Annotated in this window: 22 protein-coding genes; 16 read left to right on the top strand and 6 right to left on the bottom strand. The window is 59.8% G+C overall.

What is annotated here, in order from left to right; genetic code table 11:
- Window positions 1-10: 10 nt before the first annotated feature.
- Both tnpC and AC1PPK_RS16435 read right to left on the bottom strand, forming a co-directional pair.
- Entirely contained in the window at window positions 11-367 is a 357-nt protein-coding gene (gene tnpC, locus AC1PPK_RS16440; protein WP_079436229.1) for a Tn3 family transposase post-transcriptional regulator TnpC, read from the bottom strand.
- On the bottom strand, window positions 364-3,399 hold the full coding sequence (locus tag AC1PPK_RS16435; RefSeq protein WP_481114102.1) for a Tn3 family transposase: 3,036 nt from the start codon (window positions 3,397-3,399) through the stop codon (window positions 364-366). The genes tnpC and AC1PPK_RS16435 overlap by 4 nt, the downstream gene beginning before the upstream one ends.
- 166 nt (window positions 3,400-3,565) lie before the next feature.
- Here AC1PPK_RS16435 and AC1PPK_RS16430 point away from each other — a divergent pair, with 166 nt between their 5' ends.
- The 9 genes from AC1PPK_RS16430 to AC1PPK_RS16390 all read left to right on the top strand — a co-directional run bounded on the left by AC1PPK_RS16430 (window position 3,566) and on the right by AC1PPK_RS16390 (window position 8,725).
- Window positions 3,566-4,051, top strand: a complete 486-nt coding sequence (locus AC1PPK_RS16430; RefSeq protein ID WP_481114101.1) for a replication initiation factor domain-containing protein — start codon at window positions 3,566-3,568, stop codon at window positions 4,049-4,051.
- Between the two features lie 2 nt (window positions 4,052-4,053).
- Window positions 4,054-4,350, top strand: coding sequence for a hypothetical protein (locus AC1PPK_RS16425; protein ID WP_481114100.1), 297 nt, complete (start codon window positions 4,054-4,056; stop codon window positions 4,348-4,350).
- Window positions 4,351-4,352: 2 nt separating this feature from the next.
- A complete protein-coding gene (locus AC1PPK_RS16420; protein ID WP_481114099.1) occupies window positions 4,353-4,577 on the top strand; it encodes a hypothetical protein in 225 nt (74 codons plus the stop codon).
- A 169-nt stretch (window positions 4,578-4,746) separates the two neighbouring features.
- Window positions 4,747-4,968, top strand: a complete 222-nt coding sequence (locus AC1PPK_RS16415; RefSeq protein WP_481114098.1) for a major capsid protein — start codon at window positions 4,747-4,749, stop codon at window positions 4,966-4,968.
- Window positions 4,969-5,023: 55 nt separating this feature from the next.
- Entirely contained in the window at window positions 5,024-5,257 is a 234-nt protein-coding gene (locus AC1PPK_RS16410) for a hypothetical protein (protein WP_481114097.1), read from the top strand.
- A gap of 427 nt (window positions 5,258-5,684) precedes the next feature.
- Window positions 5,685-6,650, top strand: coding sequence for a virulence factor TspB C-terminal domain-related protein (locus AC1PPK_RS16405; RefSeq protein WP_481114096.1), 966 nt, complete (start codon window positions 5,685-5,687; stop codon window positions 6,648-6,650).
- Window positions 6,651-6,932, top strand: coding sequence for a DUF2523 domain-containing protein (locus AC1PPK_RS16400; protein WP_481114095.1), 282 nt, complete (start codon window positions 6,651-6,653; stop codon window positions 6,930-6,932). It abuts the gene before it with no gap.
- Window positions 6,929-8,065, top strand: coding sequence for a zonular occludens toxin family protein (locus AC1PPK_RS16395; protein ID WP_481114094.1), 1,137 nt, complete (start codon window positions 6,929-6,931; stop codon window positions 8,063-8,065). The genes AC1PPK_RS16400 and AC1PPK_RS16395 overlap by 4 nt, the downstream gene beginning before the upstream one ends.
- 408 nt (window positions 8,066-8,473) lie before the next feature.
- A complete protein-coding gene (locus AC1PPK_RS16390; RefSeq protein ID WP_481114093.1) occupies window positions 8,474-8,725 on the top strand; it encodes a helix-turn-helix domain-containing protein in 252 nt (83 codons plus the stop codon).
- Here the strand turns inward: AC1PPK_RS16390 and AC1PPK_RS16385 are convergent.
- Window positions 8,722-8,952, bottom strand: coding sequence for a hypothetical protein (locus AC1PPK_RS16385; RefSeq protein ID WP_481114092.1), 231 nt, complete (start codon window positions 8,950-8,952; stop codon window positions 8,722-8,724). The two genes, AC1PPK_RS16390 and AC1PPK_RS16385, sit on opposite strands and share 4 nt — an antisense overlap.
- Between AC1PPK_RS16385 and AC1PPK_RS16380 the strand changes: the two genes are divergently transcribed.
- From AC1PPK_RS16380 to AC1PPK_RS16365, 4 genes are all read left to right on the top strand, one after another.
- A complete protein-coding gene (locus AC1PPK_RS16380; RefSeq protein ID WP_481114091.1) occupies window positions 8,951-11,932 on the top strand; it encodes a response regulator in 2,982 nt (993 codons plus the stop codon). The genes AC1PPK_RS16385 and AC1PPK_RS16380 overlap by 2 nt on opposite strands.
- A gap of 46 nt (window positions 11,933-11,978) precedes the next feature.
- Complete coding sequence (gene mgtA / locus AC1PPK_RS16375; protein ID WP_481114090.1) at window positions 11,979-14,744, top strand: magnesium-translocating P-type ATPase; 2,766 nt, start codon at window positions 11,979-11,981, stop codon at window positions 14,742-14,744.
- 132 nt (window positions 14,745-14,876) lie between these two features.
- On the top strand, window positions 14,877-15,833 hold the full coding sequence (locus tag AC1PPK_RS16370; protein ID WP_481114089.1) for an alpha/beta hydrolase family protein: 957 nt from the start codon (window positions 14,877-14,879) through the stop codon (window positions 15,831-15,833).
- Between the two features lie 154 nt (window positions 15,834-15,987).
- Window positions 15,988-18,591 carry an ATP-binding protein gene (locus tag AC1PPK_RS16365; RefSeq protein WP_481114088.1) on the top strand — a complete coding sequence of 868 codons (2,604 nt, stop codon included), beginning with the start codon at window positions 15,988-15,990 and terminating at the stop codon, window positions 18,589-18,591.
- Here the strand turns inward: AC1PPK_RS16365 and AC1PPK_RS16360 are convergent.
- The 3 genes from AC1PPK_RS16360 to AC1PPK_RS16350 form a co-directional block, all read right to left on the bottom strand.
- A complete protein-coding gene (locus tag AC1PPK_RS16360) occupies window positions 18,588-18,872 on the bottom strand; it encodes an SDR family NAD(P)-dependent oxidoreductase (RefSeq protein WP_481114087.1) in 285 nt (94 codons plus the stop codon). The genes AC1PPK_RS16365 and AC1PPK_RS16360 overlap by 4 nt on opposite strands.
- Before the next feature lie 725 nt (window positions 18,873-19,597).
- Window positions 19,598-20,348, bottom strand: a protein-coding gene (locus tag AC1PPK_RS16355) for an IS5 family transposase (protein WP_481114086.1) whose coding sequence is annotated in 2 segments (ribosomal slippage) — window positions 19,598-20,021 and window positions 20,020-20,348 — 753 coding nt in all. Because the reading frame shifts where the segments join, the coding sequence is not laid out codon by codon here.
- Between the two features lie 249 nt (window positions 20,349-20,597).
- The gene (locus AC1PPK_RS16350) at window positions 20,598-21,212 is read right to left on the bottom strand and encodes a PEP-CTERM sorting domain-containing protein (protein ID WP_481114085.1); all 615 of its coding nucleotides are present in this window, start codon (window positions 21,210-21,212) and stop codon (window positions 20,598-20,600) included.
- A gap of 591 nt (window positions 21,213-21,803) precedes the next feature.
- Here AC1PPK_RS16350 and AC1PPK_RS16345 point away from each other — a divergent pair.
- From AC1PPK_RS16345 to AC1PPK_RS16335, 3 genes are all read left to right on the top strand, one after another.
- Window positions 21,804-22,280 (top strand): DUF4262 domain-containing protein, encoded by a 477-nt coding sequence (locus AC1PPK_RS16345; RefSeq protein WP_481114084.1) that lies wholly within the window; start codon window positions 21,804-21,806, stop codon window positions 22,278-22,280.
- 538 nt (window positions 22,281-22,818) lie between these two features.
- On the top strand, window positions 22,819-23,115 hold the full coding sequence (locus AC1PPK_RS16340) for a hypothetical protein (protein ID WP_481114083.1): 297 nt from the start codon (window positions 22,819-22,821) through the stop codon (window positions 23,113-23,115).
- A gap of 73 nt (window positions 23,116-23,188) precedes the next feature.
- Window positions 23,189-23,890 carry a DUF998 domain-containing protein gene (locus tag AC1PPK_RS16335; RefSeq protein ID WP_481114082.1) on the top strand — a complete coding sequence of 234 codons (702 nt, stop codon included), beginning with the start codon at window positions 23,189-23,191 and terminating at the stop codon, window positions 23,888-23,890.
- Window positions 23,891-23,897 lie beyond the last annotated feature (7 nt).

Raw genomic sequence — 23,897 nt, 5'->3', positions numbered from 1 at the left:
CCCATGCCGATCAATCCTCTAGGTGGGGTTCAAGATCCGCGAGGGGCTGAATCGCGTCTGCAATGTCGCAGCACGCCCTGGCCACCGACTGAAGCTCTTCTACCAGCGCAGCCGCCGCCTCCCACAAATCCTCCTTATAGGGCTCACTAAGCGGAGCACCGTTGATCACCGTGTGGGCCATACGGTGAAGGCGCAGGATGTCGTCTCGAATCCCATTGCTCTGTTTGAGGCGCCGCATGATCGGCTCCAAGTGTTCAACCTGCCTCAGCAACTCAGTTGTGTCATAGCCGTCTTGCAGATCGACCAGTTTGGCAGCGTTCACGTCGCCGTACGGCGTTGTCAAAAAGTTCGGAGGCGGTATTTTCATTTTGATTCAACCTTGGTTTTTGCCTGCCGCGCATATTGGACGGAGGCCGCGGCCTCTTTGAACGTGGTATCGCCAATCCAGGCTTCGGGCTTGCGATTGAGTTTGAGGCTGTAAACCCCGAAACGCTTCACGTGCGCCACCTGGTAGGGACTCAGGAAGGACACTTCCTCGTCCGAAATCTTCCATCCCTCCCGCTTCATGCGTTGAAGTGTCCGGATCATGTCGACAGTGTTATGGAGAATCAGCGCTGAAGCCACGAGATCGTTGTAGCGCAACCGCTTCTGCTGCTCGTCCGGCTCATTGACGGCGATGACGTCTCCACCGAATGAGACCCATTTTGCAAAGCCGTTATAGGACTCGACCTTGTTGGTGTTGGCCGTGATCTCCTGACGCATCTCCCGGTTGCCGATCCACTCCAACAGGAACATAGTCCGAACGACATTCCCCAACTCCTGGGCAGCGAAGAAAAGACGGTTCTTGCGACTGCTGGAGCCCAGCTTACGGAGCAGCGTGGCGGAAGAGATCCGGCCCGCGTAGATGGAAAGCGCAACCTGCATCAGGTCTTTCCAGTGGCGCTCGATCAACTCCCAGTTCACCACACCGGAGAACAGGCGGTTGATGTGTTCGTATTTCGCGGCCTTTTCAGGTCGGTAGAGCGTCAAATTCTTCCAGTTCCGGATTCTGGGCATCAGCTTGATGCCCAGAAGATGGGTAAAGGCGAAAACCGTCGAAGACTGCCCCTGAGTGTCGGAATGCACCGTATCGGATTCGACAGACAGGCCCGCCTTGAGCAACCCTTCGATGACGTAGATAGCCTCCCAGACACCGGGTGCAATGAAGTGCCGGAACACCGCAATGTAGTTGTTGGCAACGTGGCGGTAAGCAACGGCGCCCATCTTGCGATACCGAAAATGGTATCCGGCCAGCAGATTCTCGTCGAAAAAGTCGTATTGCGTACCGTCGGCGGCAACGGTCTTGCCGTCCCCCCAGATCTTGGGCAGATCCAGCCGAAGATAGACCTCGTTGAGTTCGCGCTGCGCGGCTTCGAGGCTCTCGATCGACAAGTGGCGGCGATTAACGAACGAGAGCATGTGCTGCGTGATGCCGTTGTTGCTGAGATGCCTCGCGGCCTGACTAGGACCCAGGTTGCAACCCATGGCAAAGATAGTCAGCAGATAGCGTTCGGCAGGCTGCTTGATCTTGGCCATGTTGCCGGAAAGCGGGCCGAAATGTCGGGTGAATCCCACCCATTGCTCGATGTTTCCCAGCACGTCAAGGATGTGCCGTGCGGGCATGCGTTCCGTCAACGCATTCTGCAGTGCCACCGCGGATTGCGGGATTTCGCGGGCAGTCGTCTTACGCAGCACCGGCTCTCCGAAGGCATTCAGAACCACGTCACCATGGCATTCGGGAAACCTCTCGTCCAACGTCAGCGCTGTCTTGCTGAGTGCGTCGCGTAGTCCCTTCACAAAGTCGTCGGCCTTGAGCGGAAGTCCGATTTTCTCGCAGTAGGCGGGAAGGAGTGCCTGGCATTCTTCCCAAGGTATCAACTGATCACGGTAATCCGCGAACTCCTCGGAGCCGGCGATGCTGAGATCCCCCGCACGCAAATCCTCTGCCAGGTGTGAGAACACGCAGATTTCCAGGTGACGACGGCTGATTCCAGCATGGACACCGGTCGTATCACCGGTGCGCAGAAGCTTGCGCCAGCGCTCCGCAGCGAACGAGAGGTTAACACTGTCCCCGATCCAGTCAATGCGATGCTTGTCCTGATACAGCTTGATGACTTCAAGCGCGTCGATCAATGTTCGATCTTGGCTGCTCGGACGAATATCGAGAAGATGTGCGAGCCTGAAGAGCAACGAGCGATGAGGCCGGAAGTGCTTCCAGATCAGCGGCAGATAATTATTGCCGCTACTGGCCTGTATCTGAGCACAGCGCTCTCGAATCTGTTCGACGCCTCCCGCAGGCTCAAGATACTCTCGAATTTGGGCGCCGGCAGCGGCATTGTCTGGCTCGTCCGCCAGAATCGACAACACACCGTCCAATGTTCCGACAAGGCGCTCAACCTGGCCTCGCTGGTCGATCTGTATCCTTTCCAACTCTTCCTTCGCGCGTTTGTGGATGGTGGCCACGCGGCGAAGGAACATTTCAGCCAGCTGATCCCGGGCGCGAACCTGCATGCGGTGGATCAGAGCAACCATCAGCGTGTAACGCTTGGCTTCGCCACACTCCTTCAGTTCCGATACATCGTAGACCATCGCCTGTCCGGCAAAATAACGCACCTTGGTGTCCGGGATTCCCTCGAAGACCCTCTCCAACCCAGGGATCGACTCCAGCCACTCCAGGTGATCAACCAGTGTTTCCAAGTGCTTGCGGGTCGGGCGTTTCGCTGATTTCTTGAGCCGGTTGTATTCACTTTGGCGCTGCTCGAACTTGTCCGTCTGCAGGAGCGCTTTTAGGTTTTCACGGTGCGCGTCGCCGATGCGCCCAGAAACCGATTCGAAAATCCGCGTCTGCACCGCGACATGGGCTCTCTCAGCCAGATCCTCCAGCGTCGAGAAGGCCGGGAGTTCGTATCGCACCATGATCAACCCCTCGATCATGGCATTGATGATGTCGGATCGTTGATCTAGCAGCTCAGCAGCATCGAGAGCAAGGCGTTCGGTCCGAGCCATCGAGTTCGCACCGCCGGCATAGAAAGACTGCACCTTGAGATATTCAAGAATTGCCGTTCGACGACGAGACAGCCTCATTCCATCTGAGTAATCGAAAGCGATCGAGTCACCGAGTTTCAGCTGTTTGCGGATGTGATTGATGACTTCAGGCGGGATGGACTCTTCTGGAGGGAAGTGCCAAAGATGCTGAAAGCACTTGAGCAATACTGCCAGACTGAGTCTTGCAGAAGCTGACCGTGCTTTGGCGTGTAGCCAAGGAATGTCATCCTCGGGGAGCGGGAAAAACTGCTCCAAATCATCTTGGGAGTAGAAGCTCAGGAACTGGGGGTACGCCGTGTTCTCAAGAGATGCCACCTGACACTCCACCGTCGTTATCGGACGGATGTCAGTCTAAGGTATTTTCCCGCGGTCATGCAGATACTCAACGATCCGACGTTGAAATTTGCACTCATACAAAACAAAGACTTACAGGGGATATGTATATGTTTTCCCTTCATCCCGGTCATACCCCTATATCGGTGTGCGCACCTCGGGCAAGTTCTGCCGCGTTTATGAGAAGGGCAAACAGCTCGGTTCACCGGAATCGAAGTGGTGTCGGGTCGAGGTCGAATTCAAGTCCGCGGACCGGATCATTCCCTTCGATGTGCTGACCGCGCCGGGGGCGTATCTCGCTGGGGCGTATCCCGCGTTCGCGTGGATCAGCGAACAGCAGGACCGCATCCGCACCGTGCGCGAGACTGCCGTCGTCTCCAAGGAACGGAAAGAGCGTTGGATTACCCGCCAGTGCGGCGCGGATCTCCACGTCCTTATGGAGTTGGAGGAGGGTGCCACGCCGGAAGAACAGGCGCTCAATCTGATCACGCGTCTCAAGGATGAATCCCGTTTGCCCAAGTGGGCAAAGCTCCCCGATTACCGCTTCGCCCCTGAAGCGATCCACCAGTCCGCGACGGCTGCCTGCCCGTCTGAAACGGACATTATGAGCAGGCTTGAAACGATGGAGATATGACAATGCAATTCACCAGCAAAGGCCGTGTGACGGGTGCCAAGTTCTTCAAGGATAGCGTTGAAGGCAAGGCGTATGACTCCACCACGATTTATGTGGAAGTAGGTTTGGACGAGCGTTCTGGCTCCGCCAAGGGCTCCGCTACCCAGGGTTTCGCCTGGGGCGACTCGGGCAATTTTCAGCGCATCAAGCACCTGCTTTTCCCGTTTGAAGCCGAATTGACCTACGAAATGGTCACGAACGGTAAGGGTGCCGGCAAGCAAGTCTTGGTGGATATCAAGCCTTTGAAGACGCAGGCCTGATCATGGCGCGGGAATTGGTGCAGGTTTTTGTTATTCAGTGCCGCAGCACTGGGGAATTCCTCCGCGAGGATCTGACCTATTCCCGTTTGCTCGGTGAAGCGGGCCGGTTGTATGACTTTGTGGAGGCTACGGAAACCGCCGAATGGAATCTCGATCAGGATTACGCAATTGGTTCTTTTTGGGATTTAGATAGGAGGTTGTTCGAAAATGGTGCCGTGGCAAATTGAGCTTCTTTTATGGCTCGATGATGTTCCATATGTAGGGGCTCTTATTTTTTGGTGCGAGGTTGCACTTTGGTCTTATCGTTTTTTGCGTGAGCATTTTCGATAACAAAATGGTCGTCGAATTGACCCGTTCGCCGTCTATTCCTTTTATTGGGTCACTGGAGTAACTGAAATGAAAAAGCATCTTCAAAACCAATTGGCCAAGATCAATGCCGCCCGTGCGGCTGCTGGCGGTAGCCTGCTGGCGCTGGCTGGTATGGCGCATGCGGAGATTCCCGCCGATGTCACCACGAAGCTGAGCGCCATTCCGGGCGATGTTGGCACGATCGGTGCCCTTGTGCTCGTCGCGATCGGTGCCATCTTCGCCTTCAAGCTGCTGCGTCGGGCGCTGTAAGGCCTGTCCCCAGATGCCCTGGCCCTTCGGGGTCGGGGCTAACGTTGGAGGCCTTATGGGCTTCGTTGTCGTATCTCCCTGCCTTGATACTGCCACTGACGCGGCCAGCTATGCCGCGCCGCTTCCGCAGGGTTATCAGATTGTCGGATGTACTGCTGTATCCGGCTTTGTTGAGCTGACTGCCGAACAGAAAACCCAGAATTTTCAAGATGGTTTGAGTATGGGCGGCATGATTGCTGTCGCTATGGCTACAGCGTGGGCAGTCAATGTTTTGAGGAGGCTGCTGTAATGCTGGTCGATATGTATTTTGTCGCCGGATTTATGGCTATTTTGTTGCCTATCTGGATTTTGCTCAAATGAGTGGAATTCGCCTATTTTTTTGCGTTCTAGGTCTTTTTTTATTCGCTGTGTCGTCGTTGTCTTTTGCTGGCGATAGGCATTCCTCGGATGGCAAAACTGCGATTCAGCTTTGCATGGATGCGCAGGCGAAAAGTACCGATACAATCTCTAAATCGTGTTATTACACGTCTGGTCCGTGTCCGGATAGTCAAAATGGAGGGACGTGTCAGGAAATTGCTAGATTTCTTTGGACATATTCGGGAAGTACATACGTGGGCGGTCTTTCTACTGCGTATTTTTCGTATTGTCCGGATTCGTCGCCGTCGTGGGATGGTGCTAATTGCATTAAGGTTGATCCGTGTAAATCGAAGTCGGGAATGTATTACAACAATGGTCAATACAGTGCGTCGAATTTAGCTGGCGGTGATGGTGCTTTTTCCGGAGCGACGACTCAAGCAGGTCAAATACCGCTTACGTTTTGTCAAAGCGGTTGCCAAATGAGCACGGAGAATCTTGAAGGTGGGGCGTCGGGTGCCGCTTGGTACGGACGTGGTAATCCCCGTTATACCGGCGTTTCCTGCACGGCAGGCGACAAGGACAGTGTTACTAAAACGAATAATACGCCTGAGTACGATTGCGTAAAATCGGGCAAGGGCTTTGGGTATGTAAATGGCAATGTCGTTTGCACGGAGATTACTAATACGCAGGCGAAAGGCTCGACGACGACTACAAAGACAAATGCGGATGGAACGAAAACGGAAGTGCGATCCGATCAGACCGTCAAATGTGACGGCACGAATTGCGTAACGACGACGACCACGACGACGACGACGTTTAATAGTAGTGGCACGCAAGTTTCGACGAGTACCACGTCGGAGAGTACCTCTAAGCCTGATCCGTCTGCCTCGGGCTCTGGGACGGGGACGAAGGGCGATGCGTCGTTCTGTGCATCAAATCCAAGCTCACCGATGTGCAAGGATGGATCTTTTTCCGGCGCGTGCTCTTCGGGGACTGCGGCGCCTGCGTGTGACGGTGATCCGGTGCAATGCGCTACGGCAAAGGCGACATTTGAGGCGAATTGCAAAGCGATGCGGGCGGGAGATCCTCCGGCGACGTCTGATCCAGTCGGCGAAAAGAAAGTGCAATTGAATTTTTCGAATGCAGATTTGCCGGGCGGATCATCATGTCCAGCTGTTAAAACAGCGACGGTGCTAGGTAAGTCAATAACCTTTGATTTCTCGATGATCTGTCAATTTGCGGGCGTTATAAAGCCTGTAGTGATCGCAATGGGTTGGCTCATTGCTGGATTTATCGTCTTTGGTTATCGCAGCAAGGGGGGCTAAATGTTTGATAATTGGTTTGACTGGCTGGATCATTCCCTGGGTGCATTTGCAAAGCGGGTGCTCTCGTCGTTGGGTATCGGCTGGGTATCGTTCGAAACGCTCAGTCAATTGGCGGGGCAGGTGAAGGATCAAGTAACGTCAATGTGGGGTCAGATCCCTGCGGACATGCTCAATATATTGACCATGACGGGCTTTGCCACGGCGTTTGGTGTCATCCTTGCGGCAATTACGTATCGCGCCGCTATGGCGTCGTTTGCGTATCTTGGGAAGCTGGTATCGTGATTACCTTGATTACGGGTATTCCGGGCACCGGCAAGACTGCGCTTGCGGTGTCGATGTTGTTGGAAGAGCAGGGTAATCGGCCTCTATTTATATCCGGCATTCCGGAGTTGAAAGTTGATCATCAGCCGACGCCGCCGGTTGAGGAATGGACGCGCGAGGAACCGACGCCGGAAGATGATACGGTCAAGCGGCCTATTTTCAATTTCCCGGCGAACTCGATCATTGTCATTGATGAGGCGCAAAACGTTTATCGTCCTCGTGGTGTGGGCTCCAAGGTGCCGCCGCATGTCGCGGCTTTTGAAACGCACCGACATACCGGCGTCGATTTCTGGCTGATTACGCAAAACCCAGGATTGCTTGACGCCAATATTCGCAAGCTGGTTGGTCAACATATCCATATTCGGGATACGGTTCTCGGTCGGTTTCTTTATGAGTGGTCCGAGTGTGGTGACGTTGAAAGTAAATCCGCGCGTGATTTATCGGCGTCTCGTCGTTACAAGTTACCGAAAAAGGTATTTTCTCTTTACAAGTCTTCTTCGCTGCATTTAAAGCAAAAGCACCGTATTCCGAAGGCGGCTTATTTTCTTGTTTTTGCGTTTATTGCCGGTCCGTTAATCGGTTATCGGATCTATACCCGGATGCACGAGGAAATGACTCAGAAAAATCCGTTTGGGCCAGGTAATCCGGGTGTGCCAGGTGCGCAGGGCATTGCGGGTGAGGGTGGCCAGGTTAGACCGCCTGTTGATATGGTGGCCTCGTATCAACCGCGGATTCAGGGGTTGCCCTATACTGCGCCGCGATTCGACAAGGTGACGGAAGCGACGACGGCGCCCATCCCGGCTGCGTGTGTGGCGACTGCGCGGGATTGCCGGTGCTGGAGTCAGCAGGCAACGCGCATTGATGTACCGGCGGAGCTGTGCAAGCAGATTGTTGCGCACGGCTTCTTCATTGATTTCGATCCGGACGGTAAAAAGGGTTCGGAGCGTCAGCAGGCTTCAGAAACGAAAAGCGCACTTTCGGCGGTGGTGGATGCCGGGACGGTTCGTATCGCCGATCCTGGGGCTCCTGTGCGGTATGCTGCGGCGGATATTCGGCCTCCGGTCATGGCGTTTGACCGCGAACTGTCTCAATAAAAACGTATCAATAATAACGTTTCAATTGATACGTTTTAAATCAAACGCTATACCCTATTTTCGCCACGAATACCGCGCTGGTGTGATTGGGTTTTCTAATGGGGATTGATGTGCAAAAGCTTGTTCGTTCGTTTTGCTTTTGGCTGTTGAGGCGTACTCATCACTACGTTTGGGTTACGAAGGATCCATCTGGTTTTACAGAGTGGCGAGTCGAGAACCGTCGTCCTTGGAATGATGGGGAAAATGTCACGTTTGGCCGATAGATCGTCAAACGGTGTGACGCGGGTCATTGGCTGGGCCGGGGTGCTGCCGAACCATGCGCGCTGGGCTCGTGCTCGGGTGATCGCCAGCAGCGCGGGAAAGTGATGGGTGTGGCTGTGGCCATGAGGCTGCAGGACTGGGGTGGTCATGCGGCCTTGGGAGTTGGAGGCAGAGTGGTTACGGCAATTCGGGCATCGCGTCCGGACACTCTGTTATCGTCGGCGTGTCACGTTGCCTGAGCTGGCAAGACTTTCGGGGGTTCCGTATCCGACCCTGTACGGTTATGTCGAGCAGGGTCGGCGTGTTCCGGGCTATTCCATGGTCAAGATAGCGAGAGCTTTGGACGTGTCGTTATCAGAACTTGCAGGCGAAGTAGAGCCTGCGAAAGGCGCCGTTTAGCCGATCTCGCAACTTCTGAAAACAGTAATTTTCAGAAGTTTATGTGCCTGATCAAGAAACTCAGAAACCTCTACTTCCGGCTGCCGGCAGCGATTGATCGGCCGGATTTTTTTTGGCGTATAGTTCGCCGCATACGCGCTGGAGAGCCTGCACACAATCATGACCTTGCCGGGGTTGTCACGTGTCCTGCCGATCAGTGGCAATTCGAGGGTCGGACGGAGTCTCATGGCCTTCTGGCTGGCGCTGAATGCGGTCGCCATCCTCGTGACAGCCGGTGTCCTCCATCAAAGTCGAGAGCAGTACGACAAGCGCGCCGAAATCATCAACGAGAACATCGCCACGGCCCTGGACGAGAGCCTGGCGGTAAGCATCGGCGGCATCCGGCTCAGCCTGAGCTCCGTGGTGGACAAGCTGGAAGACGATTTGCGTGCCCACGGAAAGCTTGAGCTCCAGGAGATCAACCGCTTTCTCAAACGGCTGGAAGCCCGGCTAGCGTCGGGTGCGAAGATCCGCATTAGTGACGAAGCCGGCAACGTCGTCCTGGGCGACCAGGTCAAGCCGAAGGAGGTTTCCTGGGTGGATCGGGATTTCTTCCCCCTCTTCCGCAACAATCCGAATGCTGGGGTTCTCATTGGCAATCCGGTCATCGGACGGGTCTCGCGGATACCGGTGATCCCGGCAGTGTTGCGCTACAACTATCCGGACGGCCGCTTTGCCGGCGTGGTGGCGATTGCCATCCCGGTCCAGTATTTCTACGAGCAGTTGAGCAAGATCGGCTATGGCGCCCACGGGCTTGCCGTGCTGCGCGATGCGCGCTACGACATGATCACCCGCTATCCCGTGCTCGACGCGCCCATCGGACGGCTCGGGGCGCCCATCTACAACAAGTCTTTGATAGCGGCGATCGCGTCCGGAACAAGCCCCGTCACCTACCACACGGACGAGACTGCCGACGGGGTCGAGCGCCTGATCACCTACCGGCGCATGTCGTCCGGCCCCTTCCACCTGATCGTCGGCATGGCCCACGACGATTACCTGCAGGGCTGGCATCAGCAGGTGTGGCAGATGCTCGCTGCGCTGCTCGCCTTCGCCGGCGTGACGACCTTCTTCACGCTGTTTTCCCAGCGTATGCTCATCGATTCCCAGCGCGAAGGGCAGCGCGCCAGGGTGCTGCTCAGGAACGCCAGCGACGGCGTGCATATCCTGAACCGCCAGGGTTGCGTGCTTGAGGCTAGCGACTCTTTCTGCAGGCTGCTCGGATACACCCCGCAAGAAATGGTCGGCATGAACATCGCGCAATGGGATGCCCATGCCGAAGACGACGTGCAAAAGCGGATCGATGAACTCTTCCTTCGCCACGCGTCCACGGCCTTCGAGATGGAGTACCGGCGCAAGGACGGTGTCTGCGTCGATGTGGAAGTGAGTACCCAGCCGCTGCTGATCGACGGGGTCGAACTGCTCTACGCATCGTCGCGTGACATTACCGAGCGCAAGCAGGCGGAACGGGAGCAGCGGCGCCTCAATCGCTCCCTGCGCCTGCTGAGCGACTGCAACCTGCTGCTGGCCCACACCACCGACGAACCGACCCTGCTCGGCGCGATCTGCCAGCTGATGGTCGCCACCGGCGGCTACATGATGGCCTGGGTCGGATTCGCGGAACAGGACGAAGGCAAGTCGGTCCGGCCCGTCGCCGTGTCCGGTCATGAAAATGGTTACCTGGACGGCCTCTACATTTCCTGGGATGACGAAAGCCCGTTTCAGGGCCCCACCGGCATTGCCATCCGCACGGGGCTGACACAGGTCGTGCAGAACGCCGAGGTCAATCCGGCCCTGGCCCCCTGGCGTGAGGCCGTCCTGAAACGCGGCTACCAGTCCGTGATTGCGCTCCCGCTGACCTGCCAGCAAAAAGTCATCGGCGCTCTGGCTCTCTATTCCGCTGCCCCCAACGCTTTTGCCGCGCAGGAGGTGGATCTGCTCGAAGAAATCGGCCGCAATCTGGCCTTCGGCATCCAGAGCCTCCGCACCCAGAAGGAAAGGGATTCCGCCAACGCCGCGACGCAGGCCAAGAGTGTCTTCCTGGCCAATATGAGCCATGAGATCCGCACCCCGCTCAATGCCATCCTGGGCATGGGCCATCTGCTGATGCGGGAAGGCGTCACCGAGAAACAGGGCAACCGCCTGAAGACGATCAACGCCGCGGCGGATCATCTGCTGAGCGTCATCAACGACATTCTCGACCTGTCCAAGATCGAGGCCGGCAAGCTGACGCTGGAAAGAACCGACGTCATGATCGAGGCCCTGCTGGGCAATATCGCGTCCATCATCGCGCCACGGGTACAGGCCAAGGGGCTGAGGTTCAGGCTGGACACAGAGAGCCTCCCCAGGCACCTGCTCGGAGACCCGACCCGGCTGAGCCAGGCGCTGCTCAATTACGCCAACAACGCCCTCAAATTCACGACGGCCGGCAGCATCACGATACGTACCAGCCTGGTCGAAGAAGATGGGGAATCGGTGCTCCTGCGTTTCGACGTTCAGGACACGGGGGTGGGTATTGCGCCGGAGTCCTGCGCGCGCCTCTTCGTCGCCTTCGAACAGGCCGACAGCTCGACCACACGCCAATATGGAGGCACCGGTCTGGGCCTGGCCATCACCAAACACCTGGCGGAGTTGATGGGGGGCGAGGTCGGCGTGACGAGCAGCCTCGGGGACGGCAGCACCTTCTGGTTCACCGCCCGGCTGGAGAAGAGCACCCGGCCGGATGCCGCCCAGCCCCGGCTGGCTCCCGGCGAGGTCGAGGCCCGGCTGGCCGAAGCCTGCAAAGGCAAGACCGTGCTACTGGTGGAGGACGAGCCGATCAACCGGCTGGTGGTCGTCGATCTCCTCGCCACGACCGGACTGGTCGTGGAGACCGCGGACGACGGACAGCAGGCTGTCGAGAAGGCGGAAATGAAAGCCTACGACCTGATCCTGATGGATATGCAGATGCCCCGCATGGACGGTATTGCAGCAACCCGCCGCATCCGCCGGATCCCAGGATGGCAGGACGTCCCCATCCTGGCGATGACCGCCAATGCCTTCAGCGAAGACCGGACCAACTGTCTCGACGCCGGCATGAACGATTTCCTGTCGAAGCCGGTGGTGCCGCAACTGTTCTACGCCAAGCTTCTGCTGTGGTTACAGAAACCCGACCCGGCCGGATCGGGCTAGCCATTCCGCGTTCCCGGAAGGAAGGTACGCGGAGCGGGAGGTTTCCATGCGTCTCACGTTTCTCAAGGAACTCTTTGCGGCCTTCGTCCGCAGCCGCGGCTTCGGCCGTCATTTCCGTCGTCTCGCGCTGCTCGACAGCCTGTCGCGCACCACGGTCAGCCGCGAAGTCCCGCCATCCCTCGCCCAGACTCTGGCCGAGGCCGCCCGCAGCGCGCCGGACGCGCTGCTCAAGCAGCTCGACAGCCATCCGGACGGCCTCAGCGCCGCCCAGGCCGAGCTGATCCGCGAACAGGTCGGCCTCAACCAGGTCGAGCAGGAAAAGCCGCTGCCCTGGTGGCTGCACCTTTGGCACTGCTACAGGACGCCCTTCGACCTGCTCCTGACCCTGCTGGCAGTCATTTCCTACGTCACCGAGGACATGAAAGCCACCCTGGTGATCGGCACCATGGTCGTGCTGTCGGTGGCGATCCGGTTCTGGCAGGAGCGCAAGTCGAACATCGCCGCCGACAAGCTGAAGGCGATGGTCAGCAACACCGCCACGGTGATCCGCCGCGACCTCAGCGAGGACGCCGCCGAGGACGCCCGCCGCTACTTCGACATCCAGCTGCACGTCCACCCGGCCCACCGGGAGGAAGTGCCGATCGCCCAACTGGTGCCCGGCGACCTGGTAGCCCTGTCGGCCGGCGACATGATTCCCGGCGACTGCCGCGTGCTGTCAGCCAAGGATCTGTTCGTCAGCCAGGCCGCGATGACCGGCGAATCCCTGCCGGTGGAGAAGTTCGCGCGCCTGCGCGACCTGTCGGCGACCAATCCGCTTGAGCTGGACAACATCGTCTTCATGGGCACCAACGTGGTGTCCGGCTCGGCCACCGCGGTCGTCGTCGGTACCGGCGCACGCACCTATTTCGGCGCCCTCGCCCAGCGCGTGACCGCCACCGACCGCGCGCCGACCCAGTTCCAGGCCGGCGTCAACAAGGTCGCCTGGCTGCTGATCCGCTTCATGTTCGTGATGTCGCCGCTGGTGCTGTTCATCAACGGCTTCACCAAGGGCGACTGGACCGAGGCCTTCTTGTTCGCCATGTCCATCGCCGTCGGCCTGACCCCGGAAATGCTGCCGATGATCGTCACCTCGACCCTCGCCAAGGGCGCGGTGATCCTGTCCCGCCAGAAGGTCATCGTCAAACGCCTGGATGCGATCCAGAACTTCGGCGCGATGGACGTGCTGTGCACCGACAAGACCGGCACCCTGACCCAGGACAAGATCTTCCTGGCCCGCCACACCGACGTGTGGGGCGAGGAGTCGGACGATGTGCTCGAAGCGGCCTATCTCAACAGCTACTACCAGACCGGCCTCAAAAACCTCCTCGACGTGGCGGTGCTGGAACACACCGAGGTGCACCGGGAGCTCAACCCGGCCAGCAACTTCCGCAAAGTGGACGAGATCCCCTTCGACTTCCAGCGCCGCCGCATGTCGGTGGTCGTTGCCGAGCATGAAGATCATCACCTGCTGATCTGCAAGGGCGCTGTCGAGGAGATCCTGGCGGTATGTGAGCGGGTCCGCCACGGCGAGGTCGACGAGGCACTGACGCCCGAGCTGCTGACCCGCGTACGCGAGGTGACCGCCGACCTCAACGAGGACGGCCTGCGCGTGGTGGCCGTCGCCGCGCGGGAGCTGCCCCCGCACACGGAGTCCTACGGCGTCGCCGACGAGGCCGGCCTGACCCTGATCGGCTACGTGGCCTTCCTCGATCCACCCAAGGAGTCCACCGAACCGGCCCTCAACGCCCTGTTCGCCCACGGCGTGAAGGTCAAGGTGCTGACCGGTGACAACGAGCTGGTCACCGCCAAGATTTGCCGCGAGGTCGGCCTGCCGACCCAGCAGGTGCTGCGCGGCTCCGACCTGGAACGGATGGACGACGCCCAGCTCGCCGAGGCCGTAGAGATCCACGACATCTTCGCCAAGCTCACACCAGCCCACAAGGAACGGGTCGTCCGCGTGCTCAAGGGCAACGGCCACGTGGTCGGCTTCATGGGCGACGGCATCAACGACGCGCCGGCCCTGCGCACCGCCGACATCGGCATCTCGGTGGACACCGCGGTGGATATCGCCAAGGAAGCTGCCGACATCATCCTGCTCGAAAAGAGCCTGATGGTGCTGGAGAAAGGTGTCATCGAGGGGCGCAAGACCTTCGCCAACATGCTCAAGTACATCAAGATGACGGCCAGCTCCAACTTCGGCAACGTCTTCTCGGTGCTCGTGGCCAGCGCCTTCATCCCCTTCCTGCCGATGCTGCCGATGCACCTGCTGGTGCAGAACCTGCTCTACGACTTCTCGCAGGTGGCGATTCCCTTCGACAACGTGGACGAGGAGCTGGTACGCGATCCCCAGCGCTGGAACCCGGCCGACATCGGCCGCTTCATGCTGTTCTTCGGGCCGGTCAGCTCGGTGTTCGACATCACCACCTACCTGGTCATGTGGTTCGTCTTCGGCGCCAACACCCCGGAACACCAGACCCTGTTTCAGTCCGGCTGGTTCGTCGAAGGGCTGATGACCCAGACCCTCGTGGTGCACATGATCCGCACCCGCAAGATCCCCTTCGTGCAGAGCCGTCCCGGCGGCCTGCTGATGATCGCCACCGGCCTTATCATGGCCGTCGGTGTCTTCATTCCGATGGGGCCGGTCGCCCACTACTTCAAGCTGCAGGCCCTGCCGTGGTCCTACTTCCCCATCCTGGCGGCGATCCTGGCCGGCTACATGGTGCTGACCCAGGCCATGAAGAGCTTCTACAGCCGGCGCTTCGGCTGGCAATGACGGATGCAGGACCAGCGCGACGGGCGGCGGTCCTGCATTCCGGAGAGGAATGCATGCTGACAAAAAACTCGGTTGAACCCACGCATCGGCGGCCGTAGGCTCAAGGCCATCCCGATACCCCCTGCCCCAATCATGCAAGCAACACCCATCACCCCCGAAAAGGTGGCCATCCCCGCGGTGGATGGCTTCCGTCTCCAGGCCCACGCCTGGGCGCGCAGCCCCAGCGAAGGCCACGGCCCCGCGCCGGTCGTCGTCATCAACCCGGCCACCTCCGTCCATAGCCGTTACTACAGCCGCTTTGCGGATTTTCTGCATGGCCGGGGATTCAACGTCATCACCTACGACTACCGCGGCATCGGCGGCTCGCGGCCGCATCGGATGCGCGGCTTCGAGGCCAGCTGGCTGGACTGGGGCAGCAAGGACTTCGAAGGCGTACTCCGCTTCGCCAGCCAGCGCTTCGCGGGACATCCCATCCACGTCGTGGCCCACAGCGTCGGCGGCTTCCTGGTCGGCATGGCACCGTCCAACCACCTGATCGAGCGCGTTTTCACGATGGGCTCGCAATTTGCCTACTGGCGGGACTACGCCGAGCACAAACGGCTGGCGATGTACCTGCGCTGGCACGTGGTGATGCCGACCCTGACCGCCCTGTTCGGCTACTTTCCGGGCAAGCGGCTCGGCTGGCTGGAGGATACGCCGCGGGGCGTCGTGCGCGACTGGGTCGCTCCCCATCCGCGCTTCGAGGACATCTACCGCTCCGGCCCGCAGGCGCTATCGGCCGAAGCGCGCACACAACTGGTCGAATCCTTTTCCCGCGTCACCGCACCCACGCTGGCCCTGTTGACCAGCGACGACGAGTTCGGCACCGTACCGGCCATTCACCGGCTGCTCCGCTACTACGAGCGCAGCCCGTCCACCCACCTGCGCATCGAGCCGGAGGCCCTCGGGCTCGAATCCATCGGCCACTTCGCCTTCTTCAACGCCCGCTTCGCCGACTCCCTGTGGCGCATCCCGCTGGACTGGCTGCGCGACGGCGCGCTGACGGACGACCTGCCCTACCGGCAGATCAGGCTGGAGCCGCGTCGGTAAGCCGCACCCCGGTGCTGACGGAAATACAAGAAGCGTTGTTCCTGCTGCCCGGCGTGTCGCAGGACACACTTCCCGAGGGTGAGCGCATACCCATATCGGCGATAATGGCTCTGTCTCCTGCCCAGTCCGTTTCATCGCGCACGCTCTTGCCCGTATGCCGCCAGCCCAAGGCACCCTGCCCCGGTTTTCCAGCCACATCTGGCTGACCCTCGGCCTGCTCGTCGTAATGGTGATGACCTTCATGGCTTATGTGCGGGCCGAGAAGCAGGTCGACCGCGCCAGTGACCTGCGGCAGCAATCCTTCCAGCTCGCAGAAGAATTGCGCCAGTCCTCCGACGATCTGACGCGGATGGTACGCACCTACATCGTCACCAGCGCCCCGCTCTACAAGGCCCACTATCAGGAAATCCTCGACATCCGCGACGGTCGCCACGCCCGCCCGATAGACTACAAGAACATCTACTGGGACCTGGTCCTGGCCGATGACCGTCGCCCTCGCCCCAGCGGCGAAGCGGTGCCGCTGCTCACCCTGATGCATCGCGCCGGCGTCACCGACGAGGAATTCGCCAAGCTGCAGGAAGCCAAGATCAACTCCGACGCCCTGACCCGTACCGAGATCGCAGCGATGGCCCTGATCGAGGCAGACGGCCCCGACCTCACGGCCCGACGGGAGCGGGCGATCCTGATGCTTCACGACACCGCCTACCACCAGGCCAAGGCCGGCATCATGGCGCCGATAGGCGAATTCGAAAAAATGCTCGACCAACGCACGCTGAAAGACGTGCAGGCCGCACAGGATCAGGCCCTCCAGATCCGTTCCGCCTTCGGGCTGATGCTGGTGCTGCTCGTCGCCCTCGCGTACAGCGTCCATCGCCGCCAGAAGAAGATCCTGGGCGGCTCGGTACTCGAGGTCTATGCCGCCATCGCGGAGCTCGGCAAAAGCGACACCCCCAAGCTCATCGCCCCCGTGAAGGGCGCCCAAGGCAGCGTCCTCAGCCGCCTGGCCGACACCCAGAACGGCCTGCACCAGCTCAACCAGGAACGTGGCGACTCGATCCGCGAGCAACTCCGCCTGAACCGCGCGCTCCGCCTGCTGAGCGACTGCAACCTGGCCCTGTTCTCCGCCGAAAGCGAGGCGCAGCTGCTGTCCGACGTATGCCGCCTGATCGTCGAAACCAGCGGCTACCAGATGGTGTGGGTCGGCTTCCGCGAGCACGACGAAGCGCGCTCGGTGCGCCCGGTGGCCCAGTTCGGAGAACACGCCGCCGAATACCTGGCGGACATCCGCGTGTCGTGGGACGAAGCCCTCCCGATCGGGCGCGGGCCCACCGGTACCGCCGTGCGGACCGGCCTCACCCAGATCATCCAGCATTTTCAGACCAACCCGCGGATGACCCCATGGCGCGACTACGGCAACCGGGCCGGCTTTCGCTCCAGCATCGCCCTGCCCCTCAACGTCGCCCGCACCACCATCGGCGCGCTGACCCTGTACGCCGCCGACCGGGACGTATTCAACCCGCAGGAAGTGGTGTTGCTGGAAGAACTGGCCCGCAACCTCGGCTTCGGCATCGAGGCCCTGCGCACCCGCGACCAGCGGGAAGCCGCCGAAGCGGCCAGCCGTGCCAAGAGCATGTTCCTCGCCAACATGAGCCACGAGCTGCGCACCCCGATGAACGCCATCCTCGGCATGACCAGCCTCGCCCTGCGCGAAGCCACCACCCCGCGCCTGCGCGACCGCCTCGACAAGATCGGCCAGGCCTCGCGGCATCTGCTGCAAGTCATCAACGACATCCTCGACCTGTCGAAGATCGAAGCCGACCGCCTGGTACTGGAGCACATGCCCTTCACCGTGCGCGACGTGGTGGACAGCCTGATCGCACTGATCGGCCGCCAGGCTGAAGACAAGGGCCTGCAACTGCGCATCGACTTGGCGCCGGAGCTCGGCGCGCTATGCTGCCAAGGCGACCCGCTGCGCATCGGCCAGATCCTCCTCAACCTGACCGGCAACGCCATCAAGTTCACCGAGCAAGGCTCCGTCACGATCAGCGTGCACAGCATCGAACACGCAACTCACCACGCCCGCCTGCGCTTCGCGGTTACCGACACCGGCATCGGCATCGCCCCGCAGGATCAAGAGCGCCTCTTCAATGCCTTCGAGCAGGCCGACGGCTCGATGACCCGCAAGTACGGCGGCACCGGGCTCGGCCTGGCCATCAGCCGGCGTCTTGCCCACCTGATGGGCGGGCAGCTCGGCGTCGACAGCCGCCCGGGCGACGGCAGCACCTTCTGGCTGGTACTGCCTCTCGACACGCTGGCCGACGAAAGCACCGCCGCGCCCGTGCAGAAACAAGACGCCGAAGCGCTGATCCGCAGCAACTACGCCGGCACCCGCGTGCTGCTGGTGGAGGACGAACCGGTCACCCAGGAAGTCGCCCGCGAGATGCTGGAGGACGCCGGCCTGCGCGTCGACCTCGCGGCCGACGGAGAACAGGCCGTGGCCATGGCCGGCGCCAACGCCTACGCACTGATCCTGATGGACATGCAGATGCCGCGCATGAACGGCCTCGACGCCACCACGGCGATCCGCCGCCAGCCCGCCCACACCGCGACGCCCATCCTGGCCATGACCGCCAACGCCTTCGACGAAGACCGCCAGCGCTGCCTGGCGGCGGGCATGAACGACCACCTGGCCAAACCGGTCGAACCGGCCGCGCTGTTCGCCGCCATGCTCCACTGGCTATCTGCGCCTAAACCCTAGTCGGAACAGGGTCGCGCTGACCAGCTCGTCCGGCTGCCCATGGCGCGCCAATCTGCCAGCGCGCCGGTAAAACCCGCCTCGTCGCTCACGTCCACCACCACCGCCTCGGCCTTGCCACCGGCCGCCACGATAGACGCCACCACCGCATCCAGCGGCTCACGACGCCGACCGAAGACCACCACCGTCGCGCCCTCCTGCGCAAAACGGACCACCGTCGCCGCACCAATACCCGTACCACCGCCCGTCACGAAAGCGACCTTGTCCTGCAAGCGAAACGCCATTGTCTGTCCCCTGAACCGCCCACCCGCCCTGGGCGACACAAGCCCACCCCACCCCGGCCCAGCCTGCGGGATGCAGACTATTAGGGATGGACGGCGCAACCATCGTCCGATGGGACTAGGGATGTTCTGCGGCGGTGCGAAGTTGATGTAACGCGGCTCAAAGAAGAGCTACGGTGCGTGCACGATCAACGTGCACGGCTGCGCGATCAACGTGCACGCGTGTGAGAAGAACTTTGGGGCGTGAGAGATCAACGTACACACGTGAGAGTTGATCGTGCACGCGTGCACGTTGAGCGTGCACCGCTGTGAGGTCTTCGTGCACGGGGTGAAGTTCTTCGTGCACCGGTGCACGAAGAACTTTGGGGCGGTGGTGGGCTTGGTTGCGAGTCTGTCCGAAGGAACCTGGCGTTGCATGCAATGTGTTTCGGACCCACGCGTGAATCAGTTCACGTCTGGCCTATGCAGAAGTGACGAAATTCATAGCGATTGCCCACATTGGGATGGAATTCTCTGGGCCAGCAGGACCACATGGGGGACATAAGCATAAGCAGCACCCGACAACGGAGGAAATCCATTTCACGGATACTGTCTGTCTGCATTCGGCCAACTACTGCCGTTCGCCACTTTCCCAAAGCCGCCATCTGAATGGCCGCTACACTTCAATAATTGCCAGATGGCCTACGCGCACAACCCGGCCATGCGCTGCCCCTAGAGTCTGTTGATAATCATGCCAGCCATATGACGGCGGCAGTGATTGCGACGAAAGAGGCGAAGCGTTCGGCGAGTTTGTCGTAACGTGTGGCGACGCGGCGAAATTGCTTGATGCGGCAGAAAAAGCGCTCGATCAAGTTGCGATTCTTGTATTGATGACGATCGAAATGGCGTTGGACACGGCGATGGCTGCGCGGCGGGATGACGGCCTCGATGCCTTGATCGGCGAGATGCCGGAGGATGGCACCGGTGTCGTAGGCCTTGTCCGCACTGAGCGACGCGGGCTGTAGCCCCCCCAGCAGGGGCAGAGCCTGTGGGCTGTCGCCGGCTTCGCCGCCGGTTAAACAGAAGCGGGCGAGCGATCCGAGCCCCTCCACCAGGGCGTGAATCTTTGTACTCAATCCGCTGCGGGATCGCCCGAGCGCTTGATCGCTTTTTTTTGGGTGCGCCGGCTGCATGCTGGTGGGCACGCACAATCGTGCTGTCGATGAAGACCTCTTCAAAATCCGCATCCTGGGCCAGCTGGGCGAAAACACGATGCCACACGCCGCTGCGCGACCAGCGCGCAAAGCGCTGATAGACACTATTCCAGGGGCCGAACTGCGGGGGCAGATCGCGCCACGGACTGCCTGTCCGAGCAATCCATAACACCGCCTCAACAAACAGCCGGTTATCTGCCGCCGTGCGCCCTGGATCCCTGGCCTTGCCTGGCAGCAACGCGGCTATCCGCTCAAACTGATCGTCACGCAACCACACACGTACCATCCTGACTCTGCCGAAAAGTCAGGATATGACCACAACTTGCCCGCAGTGAACAGCCCCTCGGCAAGTCATTGAATGTGCACGGCGAATTGACAAGCACACGCCATCGGCATTTTGCAGAACAGTAATTGTCAACAGACTCTAGGGCTACCGCACTACGTCAGGAATGCGATTGCTGACGATAGTACTAATCCATGACTCCCCAGACACTTGGCCGGTGGCTCTCTCTGTGTGCAATACAGAGCGACTCGCTCATCCTGCCCTATTGCGCCTTGCAAAGCCAATCCCAGCTAGGCAGAGGCCAACAAGGGAGAGTGTAGCGGGTTCGGGCACACTTGCACTGGCAACATTTGCTGTGAAAGTCAGTGCGGTGTTATCGGTGAATTGCACGCTACCGCCGCCAATCAACGCGAAACTGCCGCCGTTGAACGTGGGCGTCAAGAAATCGCCGGGTAGAGGGCCAATCGAGGTCGAGAGATCGTAACCATTGAGCAGAGCGTTATGTAAGCCAAGCCCATTATCAACGGTTGCGTTGAAAAAGTTGATGAGTTCCAGCGAGGGATCGGCTGAGGAGACAATTGTGATCGTTGGCACGAACGACGCGCTGAATGCTCCTTCAGTGAAGGTGCCGCCAACATTGAAAAGCCTGAAGAAAGGCGGGCCAGTCATGTCAATTGCAGTCGTGTCAGCTGAGAGCACGACGGTGAACGTCGTATTGGTGAAGGCTGTAGTCACCCCAGTACTGTCGGTCACGCTACCGCTTGCGTCTCCCGTAAAAGTGTATGTCGCGGGTGAAGCATTCGCCGTCCCTGCTATGCCAAGGGCCATTGCCAAGGCGGCAAGGATAATTCGCATCGGAGCAGTCATATCACCTCCAAGATTCATATCTAGAAAATTGCCGACAAGTACTCACGGAGCGCTTCGGACGGATTCGCATCAGCAAAGTTGGTGCCCGAAATATAGAGCATTGAAAAATAATGCATATTTTTGTTTAACTTCAGTTTAATGTCGCCAAACGTAAAATTTATCGACACGTATCACCAACAGCGTCAGCCTCTGGCATTGGCTTTCCGCAATCAATCACCGACCGACTGTCTCAATTTCTTATTGAACGCTCAGCCCCGCGGCTATCAGGTCAGAATCTTAAGCGGACGGTTTGCTGCCATGGCCGTGTTTCCGCTTTGGCCGATGAATTGCAGCTGACCGTACGCTACGACCGACCGCTGCACATTGTTACCCGCCATTGAGGAGGGGACACCGCAAAGGTCCGCAAAGGGTCGGAACTTACCTGTTTGAGGGACAGTAGTCAGCCATGAGTAGCCAGTGGCAGCCCGATCCAGATAACGGCCTTTCAGGCAGGGCGATATGCTATCGGCTGCTGCTTTCCCCGCCGTATTATCCGGCATCCCCATGTTATGCGGCAGAACTGTCGCCAGAAAACAAGGTTAGGCATCACCCATGACATTTCCGCTGCCCAACAATTCCTATGAAGAATCCGTGCTCCGAAACATTGAGCAGTACGGGTGGCACTTCACTTATGTCTTCGGAGACGACGAGAGTCCGGCTTTTTCTTACTCTGTCGGCCTGCAATCTTCATACAATCACCCCGAGATCATCCTGCTAGGCCTACCGCAGAAAGCGGCACATGGTCTGGTCAGCCTGGTCGCCGAGCGAGCAGCCAGCGGCGATCCTATAGACCTCGCCAAACCGAGCAACGAGATTATTCAGGGTTACCCGTGCGTCTTCGTTGAAACTAGTCGGGCCAACCGGCAGGAGTACGCACTTTCTAACTGCTGGCTGTATCAAGGCGATGATTTTTCCTTGTATCAGCTCATCTGGCCATCCGAGCAAGGCGTTTTCCCATGGCACCCTGACGCGCCTGAGAGCTTCCGTCTGTCTCAGCCGGTTCTCGGAGATATCAGCAGTGGTGCCTAACAATTCAAGCCGAACCCGCTTCGCGGACCCACTGAGTTCCTCAGCTGGCCAAAGGCAGGCACTCGATATCAGGTTGTTTCGTTGGGCGTGTCGGCGTTCATTTCCAGCGACTAGTTGTCCCCCTCCCCCGCCCACCCGAATTGCGGAATCCCTCGCTTGACGCACTCTTGATGCAAGCCTGATACTCGCCGCCGTCACCTAAACAGTGGTGACCGGGATTGGAACCCCGGATACGCTAAGGCCGATAGGGCCGCGTTTTTCGCGGCTTTTTACTTCGGCTGCATGGTTGCGCCTGTCCAATGGCGGGCCGTGCAGGGCAGCCGCAAGGCTGGCCGGTTCCTTAGCCCGGTAGTTCCAACCCTGCACGGTTCCGCCGCCCCATTGGAACGGGAGTGTGCGGAAACTTCATTGCAGCTAAGGAGTTTCACACCATGACCATTCAAGTCCAAAGGCGTGCACGTCCGCGCGTGCCGATTGCATCTGTTTTCCCTGCTTGCCCCTCTTCCCGTTCGATATACGGCGCACGGAGGGCGGCAGCATGAATACCCCCTTGAACTTCCCCGCCCCCGCTGCGCCGCTCTATGTGCTGGCGGACAACGTGGACACCCTCACCCTCGTCGACCAGCTCAGCGCCCGCCTCGCGCAGTTGCAGGCGATGCTTGCGATGACGCGCAGCAACGCCGGCGAGATGTTCCGGCGCATGGATGCGGAGTACCAGGAGCACTACCTGTGGGCCTGCGGGATGATCGCGGACGAGGCGCGGGATTTGATGAGGATGGTCGAGGGGCGTGGCTTTGCCGGTGTGGATGACCGGAGAGAACGCGAGCGCGTGTAGGGGCGTCGTTTGATGGCAGGCACGTGCAACAGGTGCCTGCCATCGGATAATGCATTGAGGCAACGGCGAGCCGATGATGGATCTGCAGACACCGACATTGAAGAGCGCTGGCCCCACCAGACAGATGACCGGCATCGGCCTGTTCTGCGGCTTGCTCGGCCCCGTGTTGTGGGCGGCTGCAATCGTCCTCGCCGGAGAGCTGCGTCCCGGTTTCGATCATGTGAGCCAGTACATCAGCGAACTTGGTGAACGGGGCAGCTCGACCAGCGTTTTGATGCGCCTGGGTGGTTTTGTTGGGAGCGGCGTGTTGATCGTCGCCTATGCGGCGGCGTTTTTTGCGACGGTGGCCCGTATTACCGAGCGCCCTCGCCTTGCCCTGCTCGTTGCGGTGCTGGCGGCGCTGGACGGTATCGGCCGCATCGGTGCCGGAATCTTCCCCTGTGAGCCCGGCTGCGCCTCACCGGAAGTTCTCAGTCAGCGGCTGCATAGCCTGTCGGCAACGATCGCCTTCCTGTCACTCGCCGCCGCCGCTTTGCTGGGCACCCTGCTCTTCCGCGGCGATACAAGGCTGCGGTCGCTGAGTGCCTACTCGTTTGCTTCCGGCTTTGCCGGCCTGGTGTTTCTTATGTTGATGTCGGCAAACGAGGCCACACCGGGCTATGCAGGTCTCCATGAACGACTTGCCTCGGGCGTGCTGACGCTGTGGCTCTTTGTGACGGCATGGAGACTGCGGACACTCGCCCGCGCAAAGACGGCGGACGAGCGTCCCTGCTAGCTTGGGC

It is taken from the genome of Zoogloea sp. JDB1, assembly GCF_056724025.1.
The sequence above is the reverse complement of the archived record's forward strand: the minus strand, read 5'-3'. Positions and strand labels throughout refer to the sequence as shown.